Genomic DNA, 17,898 nt, shown 5'->3' on the forward strand with positions numbered 1-17,898 from the left:
ATGACTGATTCGCAGAAAGCGGGGGCCGGCGATCCGGGCGAGGGTCGCGATGCATCCGCACCCGCTGCAACCGTTGCCCCCAACGCGCTGCCGGTGCTCGAAAGCCCCTTTGTCGACCATCTCGGCGTGCAACTCGTCAGCGCGGCGGACGGCGTGAGCGAAGTCGTCCTGCCGCTCGCGCCCGATCACATGAACACCTGGGCCGTCGCGCACGGCGGCGTGACGATGACGCTTGCCGATGTCGCGCTGGCAATGGCCGCCCGCAGTCTCGCGGGCGACGGCGTGGGCGTCGTCACGGTGGAGATGAAAGTCAACTTCATGCAGCCGGGGCGCGGCGAATTGCGCGCCACCGCACGCGTGCTGCATCGTTCGACCACAATGGCCTATTGCGAAGGCGAAATCCGCGACAGCGAAGGCCATTTCGTCGCGAAAGCGCTCGGTACTTTCAAGTACATGCGCCGCCTTGCCGTGGGCCGCGAAGTAACGCATCAGCGTCTGCGCAGCGACCCGTCTGCCAAACCCGGTCCTAGCGACGGTTGAACGCATGGCGGGACGTGCCGCTTTGCACGTTCCGCTATGCACGTTCCGCTTTGCGTACCCGCAGATTCACGCTACATCCAGACAATCAAGGAGACGATCGACATGCCCCAGATCAACCGTCAATTCGTGCTCGCGTCGCGTCCACAAGGCGCGGCTACGCCCGACAATTTCAGGCTCGTCGAAACGCCGCTGGAACCGCTTGCCGAAGGCCAGTTCCGCGTGCGCAATCACTATCTGTCGCTCGACCCGTATATGCGCGGCCGTATGAACGACGCCAAGTCGTACGCGGCGCCGCAGCCTCTCAACGAGGTGATGGTGGGCGGGACCGTGGGCGAAGTCATGGAGTCCAGACATCCGAAGTTCGCGGTGGGCGACAAGGTGGTCGCGACGCTTGGCTGGCAGGAATTCGGCACGTCCGATGGTACCGGCGTGCGCAAGGTGGACGACACGCATGTCCCGCTCGCTGCTTACCTGGGTGCCGTGGGCATGCCCGGTGTCACGGCCTGGTACGGTCTGAACCGCATCATCCAGCCCCAGTCCGGGCAGACGGTGGTGGTCAGTGCGGCGAGCGGGGCGGTCGGCGGCGTGGTCGGGCAACTGGCGAAGCTGGCGGGGGCACGCGCGGTCGGCATCGCCGGTGGGGCGGACAAGTGCCGCTATGTAGTCGAGACGCTCGGCTTCGATGCCTGCGTCGACTACAAGGCCGGCAATCTTTATCAGGACCTGAAAGCTGCGACGCCGGACGGTGTCCACGGCTACTTCGAGAACGTCGGTGGCGCGGTGCTCGATGCGACGCTCGCTTGCATGAATGCGTTCGGCCGGATCGCGTTTTGCGGGATGATCGCCGGCTACGATGGCGAGCCGGCGCCGCTCAAGCATCCGGCGCTGATCGTCAGGCAGCGTCTGCTGGTGCAAGGCTTCATCGTCACCGAGCAGCTGGACGTGTGGCCCGAAGCGCTCGCGCAACTCGGCACGCTCGTCGCGCAGAAGAAGCTGCATTACCGCGAGAGCATCGCGCAGGGCCTCGAGAGTGCGCCCGAGGCGTTTATCGGTCTGCTCAAAGGCAAGAACTTCGGCAAGCAGCTCGTCAAGCTGATCTGAGTCGAGTTGATCGGGCTAGGCCCCATTGGACCTCGTTTGAATTTTGACAGGCAACTAGCGGAGACACCTGATGTTCCAGTTCGACGGCAAAGTGGCCGTGATCACCGGCGCGGCGAGCGGTTTCGGGCGTGCCTTTGCGGAGAAGGGCGCGGCCCTGGGCATGAAGCTGGTGCTAGCCGATGTCGACGGCGCCGCGCTCGCGCGAACCGTGGATGATCTGCGCGCGGCCGGTGCCGACGCGATCGGCGTGCCGACCGATGTTTCGGACGCCACCCAGGTCGAAGCACTGGCGCTCGCGGCGCTCGACGCGTTCGGCAAGGTGCATCTGCTGTTCAACAATGCAGGCGTGGGCGTCGGCGGTTTCGTGTGGGAAAGCACCGCGCGCGACTGGGAGTGGGTATTCGGCGTCAACGTGATGGGCGTCGCGCACGGCGTGCGCGTCTTCACGCCGATCATGCTGCGGCAGAACGAACCGGCGCATATCGTCAATACGGCGTCCGTTGCCGGGCTGCTGTCGCCACCGGCGATGGGCGTCTACAACGCGTCCAAGCACGCAGTCGTCTCGCTGACGGAGACGCTCTACAACGATCTGCAGAACGCGGGCGGCCAGGTGAGTTGCTCGCTACTGTGCCCGGCCTTCGTGCCGACCGGCATCGCCGATGCGGAGCGCGCCCGTCCTGAGACCCTGCGCAACGACACGGGTCCGACACGCTCGCAACTCGCCGCCGGCAAGCAGTTGCAGCGGGCAGTGCAGTCGGGCAAGCTGAGCGCGAAGGACGTCGCCGAGATGACGTTCGAGGCGATCGACGCAGGGCGCTTCTACATCATCACGCACGCGGCAATCCTGCCGACTGTCCACCTGCGTCATGAGGACATCGAACAGTTGCGCAATCCGACTGACCCGCTATCGCTCAAGCCAGAGGTCAAGGGACAGTGAGTCGATGCCGCTGAATCCGAAGATCGAGCAGGTGCTCGAGTTGATTGCGCGGACGAAGCGCCCGCCGTACCACGAACTTACCGCGCAACAGGCGCGCGCCTCTTACGAGAAAAGCGCGCCGATTCTGGAGATCCCGTCCGCGCGGATGTTCGCCGTCGAAGATCTGAAGGTGCCGATGCGCGACGGCGCGACGATCCGCGCGCGGCTCTACCAGCCGGCCGAACCGAGCTGGGCGCAGCCGTCACCGGCGCTCGTCTACTACCACGGCGGTGGCTTTACCGTAGGCAGCGTCGATACGCACGACGCCCTGTGCCGGATGTTCGCGCGCGACGCGCAATGCGTGGTGCTCTCGGTCGATTATCGGCTTGCGCCGGAACATAAATTCCCCACTGCAGTGGACGACGCGTTCGATGCGTTGAGCTGGCTTCATGCCAACGCGAGTCTCTATGGCGTCGACCCGGCGCGTATTGCGCTTGGCGGCGATAGTGCAGGCGGCACGCTTGCTACCGTCTGCGCGGTGCTGGCGCGGGACGCCGGATTGCCGAAACCGGTGCTGCAGATGCTGATCTATCCGGGCACGACGGGGTATCAGCAGACCGATTCGCATGCGCGGCTCGCGGATGGTTTTCTGTTGTCGGCTGCGACGATCCAGTGGTTTTTCGAGCAATACGTGCGCGACCCGGGCGATCGCGACGACTGGCGCTTCGCGCCGCTCGACGGCACACGCGATGCGCCTCGATTCGACGGTGTAGCGCCCGCGTGGATTGCGACGGCCGAGTACGATCCGCTCAGCGACGAAGGCATTGCCTACGCGGAAAAGCTGCGCGCAGCAGGCAACGAGGTCACGCTCATGCGCTATGCAGGCATGATCCACGAGTTCTTCAAGATGGGCGGTTTTGTGCCGGACGTCGCGCGGGCTCATGCCGATGCGGTCGCTGCCTTGCGTTCGGCGTTTGGTATGGAGCTGGACTAAGCGCGTCAAGCGAAGTCTTCCCGGCGGTGGCGTGCCTCAGCGTTCGATATTGAACGCGAAGCTACGCTCGAAGTCACCTGGGCGCACCACGCGGTGCGAGCCGTTGTCGTCGCTGCGTTCGACGACCGCCGCACTCAGATGTTTGCCATGCGTGTCATGCGTACCGTGGATGCCGTTCGCCACGACCCGCAAGGCCGTCGTACCGCGCGTGCCGTAATCCGGCGATTCGATAAACGCCGCCGACAGCACCCGCTCCCGTTCGAGCGGGATGCCGGTGGAGGGCAACTGGTCGTCGCGGGCGAGGCGGGTATCGCGCATCAGTTCGATTAGCCCTTCGAGCGGCACGAGCGGGTCCGCCGCGACCAGCGCGCCCAGCTCGGCGCGCTTTCGCACAAGCTTGGGCCACGGTGTATCGAGCACGGCATTCGAGATGCCGTGCGTGCCGGCTTCGAGCAACGCCGGCGGCATGGCCGAGCGGTTGCAGTACCAGCCAAGTTCGCGCCGCGACCAGTCGCCGACCAGCAGGTTAAAGCCGTTGTAGATCTCACCGTCCTGCGCAACCCGCTGCAGGTAATCGAGCGGTGTGAGTTCGGCGGATGGCTCGCCCAGCAGCCAGTGGCTGACCAGCGTGCCGCGTGTGGGCGCATCGGCGCGCATTTCATGGGGCGCGCGGTAATTCGTCAGCGCTGCAAAACGGCCGTCGCGCGTCATGCCAAGCCATGTGCCGCCGCCCACCAGGTCGCGCCCGGCCAGAAGGCTCGGCGCTTCGGTCCACCAGTGCATCGGATCGGCGGTGCGGCGCAAGAATTCGTCGCGATTGGCGGCGAGTGTGAAAAGCGGACCCTCGGCCGCATCGGGCCGCCAGTCGAAGACGATCAGGCACATCGGGGGCAGTCTCCCGCGCCACGGGCATTCGCATCGTTGCGGTCAAACCTGAAATCGGTCGGCAGCGTGCCGCGGAAGGCGCGCAGGCGGGCGAGGAGTTCTTCGTTGGGAGGCTTCGTTTCCAACCTGAACACCGTATCAAACCTCAGTCGGCAACGTATACGGCAGTGCCAGGAAAGTCAGCGCCGGCCCATCAGCCGCGCCAAGGTGAACCGACCCCGACTCGAGCGCGGCGAGCTTGACCTCGACCAGCACGTCCACACCGCCATCCGGCGCCGAAGCGGCATTCACCACCATGCCGCAAGGCTGGCCCGGATCCGCCGAGTGGAACAGCTCCATAGCCGGCGCAACCGTCGCCAGTTCACCCGCCACATTGGCCAGCGACGTGCGCCGTTTGATCGTCCCTCGATACTGGCTGCGCGCCACGACTTCCTGCCCCGGATAGCAACCCTTGCGGAAATTCACGCCGCCGAGCACATCGAAATTGACCATTTGCGGCACGAACTGCTCGACCACCGGCTGGGTGATCCGCGGCTCGCCGGCGCGAATATCGAGCCAGTCCCATACCGCCGCCGACGCACGCGTGAGCTTGCCGTCGAAGAGCGGCAAACGTGCTTCAACCTCGGCTTTCGGCCCGACCCACAGGTAACGCAGCTTCCCGAGCGCATCCGGCACGCGGATCAGCGAGCCGGCGGGCCCGTCCACCTTCACATGCACGCCATCGGGCAGCGCATCGAATACGCCCGACAACACCTTGCGCACGTCGCCCGCGAGGCCCACTACAGCCAGCTCGCCGCTCGCATCCGAAAGCTTCGCTTTAGCGCGCAGCACGAACATCGACAGACGCTTCTGCACGGCGGCCTGAATGTCCTTCGACACCAGCAGGCGGATCGTCTCGCCGCTACGCCAGTTCAGAAACGACGCCAGCAGACGCCCCTTGGCCGAACAGTAGCCCGCCAGACGTGCATTGGCCGCGTCCAGATGCTGGGTATCGTTGGTCAGCTGACCGTGGAGGAAGCTGGCCGCGTCGTCGCCGGTCGCATCGATCACGCCGAACTGCGTGAGCAGCATATAAGCGCCGTGCGCGCCGACAGCGTCGAATTCCTCACGCGAGGGGCGCGGCAGCGGAGGCAGTGCGGCCGGTGCGGCAGCGGCGGTGCCGGGGGCAGAAGCGAGCGGTGCATTCATGGATTCGGGGAACAGTCAATTCTGACTTTGGCTAAGGCAAGCAAGTATTATATGGACTTCAACCAAGCCATGTTCCGCATGTCCCTCCTGAAGAAATGTCTCGATGCCGGCACGATTGTCGTTGCGCTGGCTGCCGCCGGTGTTGCTGGCGTATATCACTGGGCCAACAGCCCGATCAACCTGACACCACCGCAACTCGACGTCACCGTCAAACCGCATAGCAGTCTGCGCAGCGTCACGCTGCAGCTGAACCGCGGCGGCGTGCCGGTCGAGCCGGAACTGTTCGTCGTCATGACGCGCGTGCTCGGGCTGCAGACCCAGCTCAAATCGGGCAACTACGAGTTCAAGAGCGGTGTGACGCCCTACGAAGTGCTGCAGAAGCTTGCCCGCGGCGACGTCAACGAATACGTCGCGACGATCATCGAAGGCTGGACCTTCAAGCGCATGCGTGCCGAACTGGACACCAATCCGGCCCTCAAGCACGACACCGCCGGCATGAGCGATGCCGATCTGCTGAGCGCGATCGGCGCACCGGAAGCCGCAATCGGCAATGGCGAAGGGTTGTTTTTCCCCGACACCTACCTGTTCGACAAGAACACCAGCGACCTCGACGTGTACCGGCGCGCCTATCATCTGATGCGCGAGCGCCTCGACGAAGCCTGGATGGCACGTTCACCAGGGCTGCCGTACAAGACGCCGTATGATGCACTGACGATGGCATCCATCATCGAGAAGGAAACCGGCAAGCCCTCCGACCGGCCCATGGTCGCGGCGGTGTTCGCGAACCGGCTGCGTGTGGGCATGCCGCTGCAGACCGATCCGACGGTGATCTACGGGATGGGTGACGGCTACACGGGCCATCTGCACAAGCACGACCTGCTGGCCGACACGCCCTACAACACGTACACGCGCATGGGCCTACCGCCAACGCCCATTTCGCTGCCGGGCGTCGCGTCGCTGCAGGCGGCGCTGAACCCGGCGCAGAGCACGGCGCTGTACTTCGTGTCGCGCGGCGACGGCAGCAGCATTTTTTCTGACACACTCGGCGATCACAACAAGGCCGTCGACAAATATATTCGAGGGCAATGATGGCGCGGGGCAAATTCATCACATTCGAAGGCATTGACGGGGCGGGCAAGACCACCCATCTCGCGTGGTTTCGCGAGCGCCTCGAAGCGCACATTGCGGCGAGCGGCCGGACCGTCGTCATGACCCGCGAACCTGGCGGCACGGCGCTCGGCGAGTCGCTGCGCGAGATTCTGCTGCACCAGACGATGGACCTCGAAACCGAGGCGCTGCTGATGTTCGCCGCGCGCCGCGAACATCTGGCGCAGGTCATCGAGCCGGCGCTCGCGCGCGGCGACTGGGTGCTGTCCGACCGCTTCAGCGACGCCACGTTCGCCTATCAGGGCGGTGGCCGCGGCCTGCCGCGCGACAAGCTCGAAGCCTTGGAGCGCTGGGTGCAGGGCGGCTTTCAGCCGGACCTGACGCTGTTGTTCGACGTGTCGCCGGACACTGCCAGCGAGCGCCGCAGCTCGGCGCGCGAGCCGGATCGCTTCGAAAGCGAATCGGATGCGTTTTTCACCCGTACGCGCGCCGAATATCTGCGCCGGGCCGAAGAAGCGCCGTACCGGTTCGCTATCATTGACTCCACGCAGAGCATTCCGCAGATTCAGAAACGACTTGAAGAACTGATTACAACGCTTTGATTTTCAATAAATATTAATCAACGTTATAACGGCCCGAAAGTTCGTGTTTTACCTGACAAAACAACGACAACCGATTGAATTTAAAGAGAAACAATGATTTATCCGTGGCAAGCCGATGACTGGAACCGTCTGCAACAGCTACGTGGGCATTGGCCACATGCGTTGCTGCTCCATGGGCAAGCCGGGATCGGCAAGCTGCGCTTTGCGCAGCATCTGGCGCAAGGGCTGTTGTGCGAGGCCCAGCTTCCGAACGGCGAGCCGTGCGGGACGTGCGCCGCGTGCAACTGGTTCGTGCAGGGCAACCATCCGGACTACCGGATCGTCGTGCCCGAAGCGTTAGCCGCCGAAGCCGGTCTCGCCAGCGCGGCCGCTGATGAAAAAGCTGACAAGGCCGACGCCGACGACACCAAAAAGACCCGCGCGCCGAGCAAGGAAATCAAGATCGAGCAGGTGCGCGCACTGCTCGATTTCACTGGCGTGGGTTCGCATCGCGGCGGGGCGCGCGTCGTCGTGCTGGCGCCCGCCGAGGCGCTCAACGTGGCCGCCGCCAACGCGCTCCTGAAAACGCTCGAAGAGCCGCCGGCGGGCGTGGTGTTTCTGATGGTGTCGGCGCGCATCGACCGACTGCTGCCGACCATCATCAGCCGCTGCCGCCAGTGGCCGATGACAGCGCCCGCGCCGGAGATCGCGACGCCGTGGCTCGCCGCGCAGGGCGTGGCCGACGCGCCGGCGCTGCTCGCCGAGGCGGGCGGCGCGCCGCTCACCGCGCTGGCGCTGGCGAGCGACGAGAACCGGACCTTGCGCGACTGGACCCTCAAACAGCTCGCTGCCGGCCCGCAGTGCGATGCGTTCGCGTGCGCCGAGGCGCTGCAAAAGCTGCCGGTGCCGCTCGTGCTCGGCTGGCTGCAGCGTTGGCTGTACGACCTGCTGGCTCAGCGGACCGCTGGGGCACCGCGTTACTTCCCGCAGGCTGCGGCGGCATTGGACCGCTGCGCCGCGCAGACGGATGCCACGGCGTTCGCCCGCTTCATCAAGACCGTGACGCGTCAGCGCGCGGTGGAAAACCATCCGCTGAACGCGCGGCTGGTCTTCGAGGAACTGTTTATTGGCTACCGCGATCTGTTCGCCTGAGGCGGCTGGCCGCCTCCGCTGATCGCTGGTCGCTGGCTCGCTGACACGTCGGCGGGCGAGCGGCGAGGCGGGCCGTACGCGGCCCTGGCCGCGGCGTAGCGCAATGACACGCGATTCGCGGCCCGGCTAAGCCCCGATTGCACCTGTCCATACCTGACTTTTTTCAGAACCACCACCCGACACACCCGCCATCATGAGCCTTTCGTACCGCGACGCCACACTCGACGATCTGCCCGCCATCGTCGCCATCTACAACTCGACCGTGCCGTCGCGCCTGGTCACCGCGGATCTGGAGCCGGTGAGCGTCGAGAGCCGGCTCGCCTGGTTTCACGCCCATGGTCCGGAAAAGCGGCCGCTGTGGGTGGTGGAAGACGGCGACCGGATCATCGCGTGGCTGAGCTTTTCGGATTTTTACGGCCGCCCGGCCTATCTGCGGACGGCCGAGGTCAGCATCTATCTGGACGAAGCAGCACGCGGCAAAGGACTCGGCAAGCAGTTGCTGGCCGAGGCACTGTCGGCCGCGCCGGGGCTCGGCATCCATACCGTGCTGGGCTTCATTTTCGGCCACAATGAAGCGAGCCTGCGCCTGTTCCGCGGCTTTGGCTTTGGCGAGTGGGGTGCGCTGCCGCGCGTCGCGGTGCTGGACGGCATCGAGCGCGACCTGTTGATTCTCGGCCGGCGGATCGATTCCGCTGCCTGATGCACGCTGGCTGGCCCTACACCCATTCGATTCACCGCAGGACACCACCATGTTTGTCGATTCGCACTGCCACATCAACTTCGAAGGACTCGGCGACCGCCTCCCGCAGGTCATCGAGAACATGCGTAGCCACTCGGTCACGCATGCGCTGTGCGTGTCCGTTGACCTCGAAAGCCTGCCGTCCGTGCTGGCGGTTGCCGAGGCGTACGAGAACGTCTTCGCCTCGGTCGGCGTACACCCCGATCATGAGGATGCCCAGGAGCCGAGCGTGGCCGAGCTGGTCGAACTCGCCAGACATCCCAAGGTGGTGGCGATCGGCGAGACGGGCCTCGACTACTACCGCCTCGAAGGCCGCACGATCGCCGACATGGAATGGCAGCGCGAGCGCTTTCGCACTCATATCCGCGCCGCGCATGCCACCGGCAAGCCGCTGATCATCCACACACGCTCGTCGTCGGAAGACACGCTGCGGATCATGGCCGAAGAACGCGCGGGCGAGCCGGGCGGCGTGATGCACTGCTTCACGGAACCGTGGGCTGTCGCCGAACAGGCGCTGGCGCAGAATTTTTACATCTCGCTGTCGGGCATCGTCACGTTCAAGAGCGCGACGGAGGTGCAGGACGTCGCTCGCCGCGTGCCGCTCGAGCGTTTGCTGATTGAAACCGACTCGCCGTACCTCGCTCCGGTGCCTTATCGCGGCAAGCCGAATGAACCTGCGTACGTAAGTTATGTCGGACGCTTCATCGCGCAACAACGCGAGATGCCGGATGCGGCGCTGGCCGCCGCAACGACCGAAAACTTCTTCCGGCTCTTCAGGATTCCCGCAGCAGCCGCCGCGTGAATCTGGAAATTGAATATTATCAACAAGATAGGGACGATTCCTAAAGCTATATATGAATAAATATCTGATCCAGGCCAACGCCCAGAACGCTTCGTCCTCCGTTGTAAACGCCAACTGCACCGGCATGCTCGCGTCGCTGCGCCGAGGCGCTGCCCGCGTGTCGCGCGTCGCGCTGGCCGGCGGCTTCGCCTGCGCGGCGCTCGCCGCTTTGCCGGCTCACGCCGCCCCGGCCGATACGATGATCAAGGCCGTCAAATTCGACGATGTCAGCGAGGTCAACAAGCAGCTTTCGCACGGCATGGACCCGAATCTGACCGATGACCAGGGTATCCCGCTGCTGGTATTGGCTGCCCGCGAGAAGTCCGACAAGGTTGTCGCGGCACTGATCGCCAACCCGAAGACCAACATCGAGATCACGGATAAGGCCGGCGAAAACGCCATGATGATGGCCTCGCTTAATGGCGACATCAACATCGTGCAAACGCTGATCGCGAAGGACGCCGAGGTCAACAAGAAGGGCTGGGCGCCGTTGCACTACGCGGCCGCCAACGGTCACGACGACATCGTCAAGCTGCTGCTCGACCACTCCGCTTACGTCGATGCCGGCTCGCCGAACGGCACCACGCCGCTGATGATGGCTGCGCGCGGCGGCCATGTGTCGACGGTGAAGCTGCTGCTCGACAACGGCGCCGACCTGAATGTAAAAAACCAGATTGGCATGAACGCGCTCGACTTTGCCAAGCAGTACAAGGAACCGGATGTCGTCGAGGGCCTGACAGCGAGAATGCAGCAAACGCAGCAGAAGTAACGTGCCGGCATGCCTCGCATGCAGAAAAACAGTGCAGAATAACGGCTACGGCGCGCTTTGGGGCGCGCCGTTTCTATGCGGCATCAGACCGCTCGATAATCACCCTGGAAGGATCACCATGCTGCGGGCTTTGATTTGCGCCAGTGCGCTTGCCGTACCGCTAACGGCAGCCGCATTCACGGGAGGCGACCTCAACAAGCTGTGCGAGAAAACGGATGTGGCATCGCGTAGCGCGTGCGCTGCGTATATCGAAGGCGCGGCCGACGGCGTCTTCAACACGATCGACGCGATCGGCGGCACCACCGGTCCAAGGGTCGGCCAGTATTTCTGCCTGCCGCCGGACGCGCGCTCGCAACAGCTGACCGATGCGGTGCGCAAGTACATTGCAGAGAATCCAAACGCGGTGGGTTATAACGCCAGCACCGCGATTTCGCTGGGGCTCGGCAAGGCATTTCCCTGCCGAAGCGGCGAGTAACGCGCCGGCTGAATCCACTTCGGAACCGGCTGCGTGAAGCCAGTCCGAGGTGTGCCTGAACCCTGTCTGCGGCCACTGCATGGGGCCCGGCTCCCACCGGGCTTGCAACTGATCGTCCTCGCGACCGGTCGAACTGTCATTTCTTAGCCGCGAACCAGGGCGCCGCGCCAGCGCGCGAGGCCCTCGGAACCAGGAGGACAATAGACATGGGCAGGCTGATCGTCGTATCGAATCGTGTGGCAACCCCGACGGAAACCAAAGGATCGGCCGGGGGGCTAGCGGTCGGCGTATTCGGTGCGTTGAAGGACGCGGGGGGCGTGTGGTTCGGCTGGAGCGGCGACGTCGTCAGCGAAACGGTCGCTAACGCAGGTCCGACGCTCGAGCAGGAAGGTGCCGTGACCTTCGCTACCGTCGGGCTCACGCGCAAGGACTACGATCAGTATTACCGCGGTTTTTCGAACGCGACGCTGTGGCCGGTCTTCCACTATCGCAACGATCTGGCGCGCTACGAGCGCGAAGAATATGCCGGCTACCGGCGCGTCAACGCGTGGCTCGCCCACCGTCTCATCAAGCTGCTCGAGCCCGATGACATCATCTGGGTCCACGACTACCATCTGATCCCGTTCGCCGAAGCGCTGCGCTCCGAAGGCATCACGAACCGCATCGGCTTCTTCCTGCATATCCCGTTTCCCGCGCCGCAGATCCTGCTCAACATCCCGCCGCATGAAGAGCTGGCGAAGTCGCTGTGCTGCTACGACCTGCTCGGTTTCCAGACTGCCACCGACGAGCTCGCCTTTCACGACTACCTCGTGCGCCACGCGCGCGGCAGCGTGACGGCCGACGGTCACGCGGAAGCCTTTGGACGCCGCCTGCGCACGGGTGTCTACCGGATCGGCGTGTTCCCCGACGAGATCGCCGAGCAGGCGCAGCGCTACGAGAGCCGTCAGCATGTGCTCGATCTCAAGCAGAGCCTCGAAGGACGCAAGCTGATCATGAGCGTCGACCGGCTCGATTATTCGAAAGGCCTCGTCGAGCGGTTCCGCGCCTTCGAGCATCTGCTGGAACGCTCGCCGGAGTGGCGCGGCAATGTCACGCTGGTGCAGATCGCGCCGCCCACCCGCTCCGACGTCGCCACTTATCAGCAGATCCGCCAGGACCTCGAATACGAAGCAGGGCGCATCAACGGCCGCTATTCGGGCCTCGACTACACGCCGATCCGCTATCTGAACCAGCGTTATGACCGCTGGAAGCTGATGTCGCTGTTTCGCGAGTCGCAAATCGGCTTCGTCACGCCGTTGCACGACGGCATGAACCTGGTCGCCAAGGAGTACGTGGCGGCGCAGAACCCCGACGATCCAGGCGTGCTGGTGCTGTCGGTCTTCGCGGGCGCGGCGGCTGAACTGAGCGGGGCGCTGCTGGTGAATCCACATGACGCAGTGGGGATGTGCGAAGCGCTGCAGCGTGCGCTGTCCATGCCGCTCGAGGCACGCCAACGGCGTCACGAGATCAATATGGAAGCGCTGCGCAAGAACGATCTCGGTGTGTGGCGCGATTCGTTCCTGCACGACTTGCGCAGCGTCCCGCTGCATGGGGCGGGTGCCGCGGGGCGGTCGTCCTGATGGGTGGCGCGCGGGGTGGCGCGAGCGATGCATCGATGAACGCCGTGTGGCCGGAGGCTTCATGCTGACCACGCTGGCGATTGCCAACTATCGTTCGCTGCGGGAAGTGATCGCGCCGCTCGGTCCGTTGAATATCGTTACCGGGCCCAACGGCAGCGGCAAATCGAGCGTGTATCGCGCGTTGCGGCTACTGGCGATGACGGCGCGCGGCGGTGTGATTGCGTCGCTGGCGCGCGAAGGCGGCTTGCCATCGACGCTCTGGGCCGGCCCCGAACGCTTCTCGCGCGCCATGCTGAGCGGCGATCTGCCGGTGCAGGGCGTGCGGCGCGACGATCCGGTCAATCTGCGGCTCGGCTTTGCCGGCGACCAGTTCGGTTACGCCATCGACCTCGGCTTGCCGACCATCAAGCCGACGACGACGGCGTTCTCGCTCGACCCGGTCATCAAGCGCGAATGCATCTGGAGCGGTCCGCTGCTGCGGCCCTCGGCGATGCTGGTGGACCGCCACGGCCCGACGCTGCGCACCCGTGACGACAGCGGCGAGTGGCAGACCATCCCGCAGCCGGTGGCGAGCTTCGACAGCATGATGACGGAGTTCTCCGACCCGCGCACCGCGCCGGAGATGATCGCGGTGCGCGAGCAGATCCGCTCATGGCGCTTCTACGACCATTTCCGCACCGATAGCGAATCGCCCGTGCGCCTGCCGCAGATCGGCACGCACACGCCGGTGCTGGGCGACGACGGCGCGGATCTCGCCGCAGCGCTGCAGACTATTCGCGAAATCGGCGACGCCGCCGCGCTCGACGACGCTATCGACGACGCGTTTCCCGGCGCCAGCATCGCGGTGATCAACCTCGACGGCCGCTTCGAAGTGACGATGCATCAGCACGGGCTATTGCGTCCGCTCAAGGGCGCCGAGTTGTCCGACGGCACCCTGCGCTATCTGCTGCTGGTGGCCGCGTTGCTGACGCCGCGCCCACCCGCCTTGCTGGTGCTGAACGAACCGGAGACGAGTCTGCATCCGGATCTGCTGCCGGCATTGGCACGGCTGATTGCCCGGGCCTCGCGCCATTCGCAGGTGCTGGTGGTGTCGCACGCGGCGCGCCTCATTGCCGCGCTCGAACGGGAAGAGGGCAGCCAGTCGATCGTGCTCGAAAAGCAGCTCGGCGCTACCCGGATTGCCGGAGCGGATGCGCTCGATATGCCGCCGTGGAAGTGGCCCTCCCGATAAGCCGGGATGTGTTTCCTGACTGTAACAGCGCATAGGAATTGAAAGGTTTGTGGGCTTTTTTGTACGCGATCGGCAATAATCGGCAGTAACCGGTGAAATAAGCCGGCGAAATAAGCGGGTGCAATAAGTACACAAACTGGCGCGAGCAAACGCAACGCCGGTCATTACATTGATTGGAGACATAGGCGCTGGCATACTCGTGCGCCGCTGACATGGCCGTTGCAGGCTGCTGCGCTGGATGTCCGGGCTCAGCGTGGCCAGGCCGTCAGTTTCACGGAGAGACACGATGAGAATTGCTCAGATCGCCCCCTTGACCGAATCGGTGCCGCCCAAGCTATATGGCGGGACCGAGCGCGTCGTGTCGTACATCACCGAGGCGCTGGTAGACCTCGGCCACGACGTGACGCTGTTTGCCAGCGGCGACTCGGTGACCTCCGCAAAACTCGAGGCTGTGTGGCCGCGCGCCCTGCGGCTCGACCCCGGCATCCGGGACCGCATCGCGCCACATATGCTGCTGATGGAACTGGTGCGCCGCCAGGCGGACCAGTTCGACGTGCTCCATTTTCACATGGACTATTACTCGTTCTCGGTGTTCAAACGCCAGGACACACCGTTCGTTACGACGCTGCACGGCCGCCTCGATTTGCCCGAGCAGCAGCCCGTGTTCGACACGTTCAACACCGCACCGGTGATCTCGATATCGAATTCGCAGCGTCACCCCTTGCCGCAGGCCAAATGGCTGACCACGGTGTATCACGGACTGCCCGAGAACCTCTACACGCCGCAACCGGTGGAGCAGAAGTATCTGGCCTTCCTCGGCCGGATCTCGCCGGAAAAGCGCGTCGACACGGCGATCCGCATTGCGGGCCGCTGCGGCCTGCCGATCCGGATCGCAGCCAAGGTCGACAGTGCTGACCTCGAATACTTCGAGCGCGATATCAAGCCGCTGCTGGATCTGCCGTATGTGGAATTTATCGGCGAGATCGCCGATAACCAGAAGGCCGAATTTCTGTCGGGCGCGCATGCGCTGCTGTTCCCGATCGACTGGCCCGAGCCGTTCGGTCTCGTGATGATCGAGGCGATGGCCTGCGGCACACCGGTCATCGGCTTCAATCGCGGGGCCGTGCCGGAAGTACTGGACGACGGCGTGACAGGCTTTATCGTCGAGGACGAGATTGGCGCAGTGGCTGCCGTGAACCGTCTGCACAAGGTGCCGCGTGCCGGCGTGCGCGAGCACTTCGAAGCGCGCTTCACGTCGCACCGGATGGCGCAGGAGTACGTCCAGGCGTATCAGTCGGTGATTCGCGCGCAAAAGCGTTCACGCTTCAAGGTGATCGACACGACCACCACGCCGCGTTGATCCCGGCGCGCGTCTAACAAATAAAAACGGCGATGCCTGCAGCATCGCCGTTTTTGTCTGGGATCGCATCAAGATGCGCGACCCCGGATCCTGCCCGCCTAGATATGCAGGCGCGACACCTTCGTGCCGTTGATCGAGACGTCGCCCATCAGACCAGCATTGGTGAGGATGAACACTTCGACCGGTGCGGTGGCCGTAGTGGTGTCGATCGCGCCGTTCGCGCCCATCTTGACGAGAGCGACTGAGGCATCGCCGCCTGCCGACCAGCCGTCGGTATTGCGGAATTTGTCGAGTGCGTCCTGCGTCATGAACAGGAAGATGATGGCCTTCGACTGCGCGCCGGCCTGCAGGCCGAACGAGCCCGAGACCGTGCTGTAGTAGCCGACCGTGCCGCCGCCGACCTTCAGCGAGCCTTCGCCATACTGGCCGCCGACGATAAAGCCGGCTTGCAGCACCGACGGGAATACCAGTACGCCACGCGCCTTCGACACGAGCTCACGCGAGCCGGGCACCGTCTGGAAGAGGCGCGACATCGTCCCATCGACGCTGGAGTCAATCGACTGCCGCTTCGACATGTTGGTCGCCGCGTTGTCGGGGGTGCCTGACGACGTGGTGCATCCAGCGAGTGCAAGGCTTCCGAAAGCTAGCGCAGCGGTAGTCTTCAGCATGAAGTTTCGTCTTTGCATCGTTTTTCTCCGTCACGGTTCCTGGGTGCAACCACGCTTTTTTACCGGGCTGCCAGGTTAGTTATATCACACGCACGAGTAAAGGGTGCGTTCCCGCTTGCGACGAAAACCCTTGTGGGACGGGCGTTTGCGGCAAATATGAAAAGTCATTGGGGTAACTATGACCGATCACTGGACCGCCTTCGAAGGGCTTCGTACGCACGGAAGGACGCAGAATTTGTGCCTGAGATGGCGGCTCGCCAGCACCGGCGGAGCGGTGTCTTTCGTGCACCCGGCAGGTCGCTTTTTACCGATTTTCAGCGCGACACAGGGCGGTTGAAATAAATATGAAAGGTTAAAGGGTGTGTTGCGCGCACGCCGCAATGCCGACGGTGTTGCGCGATCGTACGGACTCGCCGCGATACCTGACGCCAGCGAGCGGGTGCACGTGCACCCTTCAATGATTCTGCGTGCTTTTGATGGGTGGTGGAGGGCGGCGTAGCGCGCGGCGAACGCCGCCGATCAGCGCCCCGAGGAGAAACAGCGTGATGGCCGGCACGATCCAGTAGCCGACGAACGCGTGCCACAGATACGCGAACAGCGTAGTACGGCGCAAGGAGTATTCGTCGCGGGCCTCCTGCTGACGGGGTGCGTTGGCGCTCAGCACGTCTGCCGGGCAACCTGCCGCGCGTGCCTCATCCGGCTCGCCATGACAGCGGGCGGGGGCACCGGCGGCGCGTTGCGCGTCGGTGAAATTCCACGTGGTCAGGGCGCGATCGAGGTCGACGGCGTTGTAGGCCATTTCCTCCTGGATCTCGCGCACCGCGACGATCGCGACCGGCACCGCCCAAAAGACGATGACGACCAGCCACCGCCTGAACCAGCGGTTTTTCTGTCTCCATACCATTCTTGCCTCCGATCAATGCTCTGTGGCATCAACGACAAGATGGCGGCCCGATGGCGCATGGTGTTTTATAGGTGGGCCGTCTCCGCAGCCATCATAGAAGAAAATGCTGCAATCGGGGCGAACGGACTTTGAAAGGCGGGAAAGCAGCGGGGAAGCCGGGCGCTGCTGATGGCGCAACTAGCGCTGACTGGCGCGGCGGCCTTTATGGTGGCGAGATGGCGGCGCGACAGGCGTGCTCTGCGGACAGTGGCGTCGCGGAGGTGGCGCGGTTCTAACCGCGCCGTGCCTCCGCTACAACGCCCAGAAGAGCCTGGATTCAGCTCTTGTTGCTCAGGCAGGTCGACATGAAGGCCTTGCGATCGTCGCCTTTCTTACCGGCTGCTTGTGTGTTGCACGCCTTCATCTTGTCTTGCTGGGACATCGGCGCGGCGGCCGGTTTCGCCGACAGGCACGATTTCATAAAGGCCTTGCGGTCGTCGCCTTTCTTGTCGCCGGCCTGCTGGTTGCAGGCGGTCATCTTCGACTGCTGACTGTTTTGAGCGAAAGCGGGCGACGCCAACACGGCGCCGAGGACGAGGGCTGCGAGCGCGGACTGGATCTTCATGGGACACTCCATCGGTAGTGAAACTGTTATTGGTAGTCGTACAACCGGGCGTCACAGGCATCCGTTTGCCCATCGCCGTCGTTATTATGGCAAAACTGTCAGGTAAAACGGATGGCAATGTTGGCTGGTTGACAGGCGGCGGGGCAGGTTTTCCCTGGGCGCCCATCCGCTGGCGATCGCCCGTCAATGACACTCAAGACACGCCTGGCATGAGCAAAATGCGC

At 64.1% G+C, this 17,898-nt stretch carries 19 protein-coding genes; 14 read left to right on the forward strand and 5 right to left on the reverse strand.

Going from position 1 to position 17,898, the window contains the following annotated elements; translation table 11 throughout:
• The 4 genes from P3T24_RS22280 to P3T24_RS22295 all read left to right on the forward strand — a co-directional run bounded on the left by P3T24_RS22280 (window position 1) and on the right by P3T24_RS22295 (window position 3,551).
• The gene (locus P3T24_RS22280) at window positions 1-540 is read left to right on the forward strand and encodes a PaaI family thioesterase (RefSeq protein WP_429437895.1); all 540 of its coding nucleotides are present in this window, start codon (window positions 1-3) and stop codon (window positions 538-540) included.
• A gap of 102 nt (window positions 541-642) precedes the next feature.
• Window positions 643-1,641: an NADP-dependent oxidoreductase gene (locus tag P3T24_RS22285; protein WP_429437898.1), complete on the forward strand. Its 999-nt coding sequence runs from the start codon at window positions 643-645 to the stop codon at window positions 1,639-1,641.
• A gap of 70 nt (window positions 1,642-1,711) precedes the next feature.
• Window positions 1,712-2,578, forward strand: coding sequence for an SDR family oxidoreductase (locus tag P3T24_RS22290; RefSeq protein WP_074264664.1), 867 nt, complete (start codon window positions 1,712-1,714; stop codon window positions 2,576-2,578).
• Between the two features lie 4 nt (window positions 2,579-2,582).
• Window positions 2,583-3,551 (forward strand): alpha/beta hydrolase, encoded by a 969-nt coding sequence (locus P3T24_RS22295; protein WP_429437900.1) that lies wholly within the window; start codon window positions 2,583-2,585, stop codon window positions 3,549-3,551.
• Between the two features lie 36 nt (window positions 3,552-3,587).
• Here P3T24_RS22295 and P3T24_RS22300 read toward each other — a convergent pair whose 3' ends face one another.
• Both P3T24_RS22300 and P3T24_RS22305 read right to left on the reverse strand, forming a co-directional pair.
• Window positions 3,588-4,436 carry an NRDE family protein gene (locus tag P3T24_RS22300; RefSeq protein WP_429437902.1) on the reverse strand — a complete coding sequence of 283 codons (849 nt, stop codon included), beginning with the start codon at window positions 4,434-4,436 and terminating at the stop codon, window positions 3,588-3,590.
• A 138-nt stretch (window positions 4,437-4,574) separates the two neighbouring features.
• Window positions 4,575-5,624: a YgfZ/GcvT domain-containing protein gene (locus tag P3T24_RS22305; protein ID WP_429288382.1), complete on the reverse strand. Its 1,050-nt coding sequence runs from the start codon at window positions 5,622-5,624 to the stop codon at window positions 4,575-4,577.
• A gap of 78 nt (window positions 5,625-5,702) precedes the next feature.
• Between P3T24_RS22305 and mltG the strand changes: the two genes are divergently transcribed.
• The 10 genes from mltG (at window position 5,703) to P3T24_RS22355 (ending at window position 15,498) form a co-directional block, all read left to right on the forward strand.
• The gene (gene mltG, locus P3T24_RS22310) at window positions 5,703-6,713 is read left to right on the forward strand and encodes an endolytic transglycosylase MltG (RefSeq protein WP_429438205.1); all 1,011 of its coding nucleotides are present in this window, start codon (window positions 5,703-5,705) and stop codon (window positions 6,711-6,713) included.
• Complete coding sequence (tmk, locus tag P3T24_RS22315) at window positions 6,713-7,333, forward strand: dTMP kinase (RefSeq protein ID WP_429288499.1); 621 nt, start codon at window positions 6,713-6,715, stop codon at window positions 7,331-7,333. Before mltG ends, tmk begins: the two co-directional genes overlap by 1 nt.
• Before the next feature lie 93 nt (window positions 7,334-7,426).
• A complete protein-coding gene (locus P3T24_RS22320; RefSeq protein WP_429288381.1) occupies window positions 7,427-8,464 on the forward strand; it encodes a DNA polymerase III subunit delta' in 1,038 nt (345 codons plus the stop codon).
• Window positions 8,465-8,657: 193 nt separating this feature from the next.
• Window positions 8,658-9,164, forward strand: coding sequence for a GNAT family N-acetyltransferase (locus P3T24_RS22325; RefSeq protein ID WP_074264658.1), 507 nt, complete (start codon window positions 8,658-8,660; stop codon window positions 9,162-9,164).
• A gap of 49 nt (window positions 9,165-9,213) precedes the next feature.
• Entirely contained in the window at window positions 9,214-10,005 is a 792-nt protein-coding gene (locus P3T24_RS22330; RefSeq protein WP_429437904.1) for a TatD family hydrolase, read from the forward strand.
• Window positions 10,006-10,129: 124 nt separating this feature from the next.
• The gene (locus P3T24_RS22335; RefSeq protein ID WP_254368902.1) at window positions 10,130-10,813 is read left to right on the forward strand and encodes an ankyrin repeat domain-containing protein; all 684 of its coding nucleotides are present in this window, start codon (window positions 10,130-10,132) and stop codon (window positions 10,811-10,813) included.
• A 118-nt stretch (window positions 10,814-10,931) separates the two neighbouring features.
• Window positions 10,932-11,288 carry a Rap1a/Tai family immunity protein gene (locus P3T24_RS22340; protein WP_074264655.1) on the forward strand — a complete coding sequence of 119 codons (357 nt, stop codon included), beginning with the start codon at window positions 10,932-10,934 and terminating at the stop codon, window positions 11,286-11,288.
• A 206-nt stretch (window positions 11,289-11,494) separates the two neighbouring features.
• A complete protein-coding gene (gene otsA, locus P3T24_RS22345) occupies window positions 11,495-12,907 on the forward strand; it encodes an alpha,alpha-trehalose-phosphate synthase (UDP-forming) (protein ID WP_074264654.1) in 1,413 nt (470 codons plus the stop codon).
• Window positions 12,908-12,968: 61 nt separating this feature from the next.
• Window positions 12,969-14,138, forward strand: coding sequence for an AAA family ATPase (locus tag P3T24_RS22350; RefSeq protein WP_429437907.1), 1,170 nt, complete (start codon window positions 12,969-12,971; stop codon window positions 14,136-14,138).
• 286 nt (window positions 14,139-14,424) lie between these two features.
• Window positions 14,425-15,498 (forward strand): glycosyltransferase family 4 protein, encoded by a 1,074-nt coding sequence (locus P3T24_RS22355; RefSeq protein WP_074264652.1) that lies wholly within the window; start codon window positions 14,425-14,427, stop codon window positions 15,496-15,498.
• A 98-nt stretch (window positions 15,499-15,596) separates the two neighbouring features.
• Here the strand turns inward: P3T24_RS22355 and P3T24_RS22360 are convergent, their stop codons facing one another.
• The 3 genes from P3T24_RS22360 to P3T24_RS22370 form a co-directional block, all read right to left on the reverse strand.
• Window positions 15,597-16,184, reverse strand: coding sequence for a BPSL1445 family SYLF domain-containing lipoprotein (locus tag P3T24_RS22360; protein WP_074264651.1), 588 nt, complete (start codon window positions 16,182-16,184; stop codon window positions 15,597-15,599).
• Window positions 16,185-16,620: 436 nt separating this feature from the next.
• A complete protein-coding gene (locus P3T24_RS22365) occupies window positions 16,621-17,070 on the reverse strand; it encodes a hypothetical protein (RefSeq protein ID WP_074264650.1) in 450 nt (149 codons plus the stop codon).
• Window positions 17,071-17,386: 316 nt separating this feature from the next.
• On the reverse strand, window positions 17,387-17,674 hold the full coding sequence (locus tag P3T24_RS22370) for a PsiF family protein (RefSeq protein WP_074264649.1): 288 nt from the start codon (window positions 17,672-17,674) through the stop codon (window positions 17,387-17,389).
• Window positions 17,675-17,898: the final 224 nt, after the last annotated feature.

The organism is Paraburkholderia sp. GAS33 (assembly GCF_050436645.1).
Classification (GTDB): Bacteria; Pseudomonadota; Gammaproteobacteria; order Burkholderiales; family Burkholderiaceae; genus Paraburkholderia; species Paraburkholderia phenazinium_B.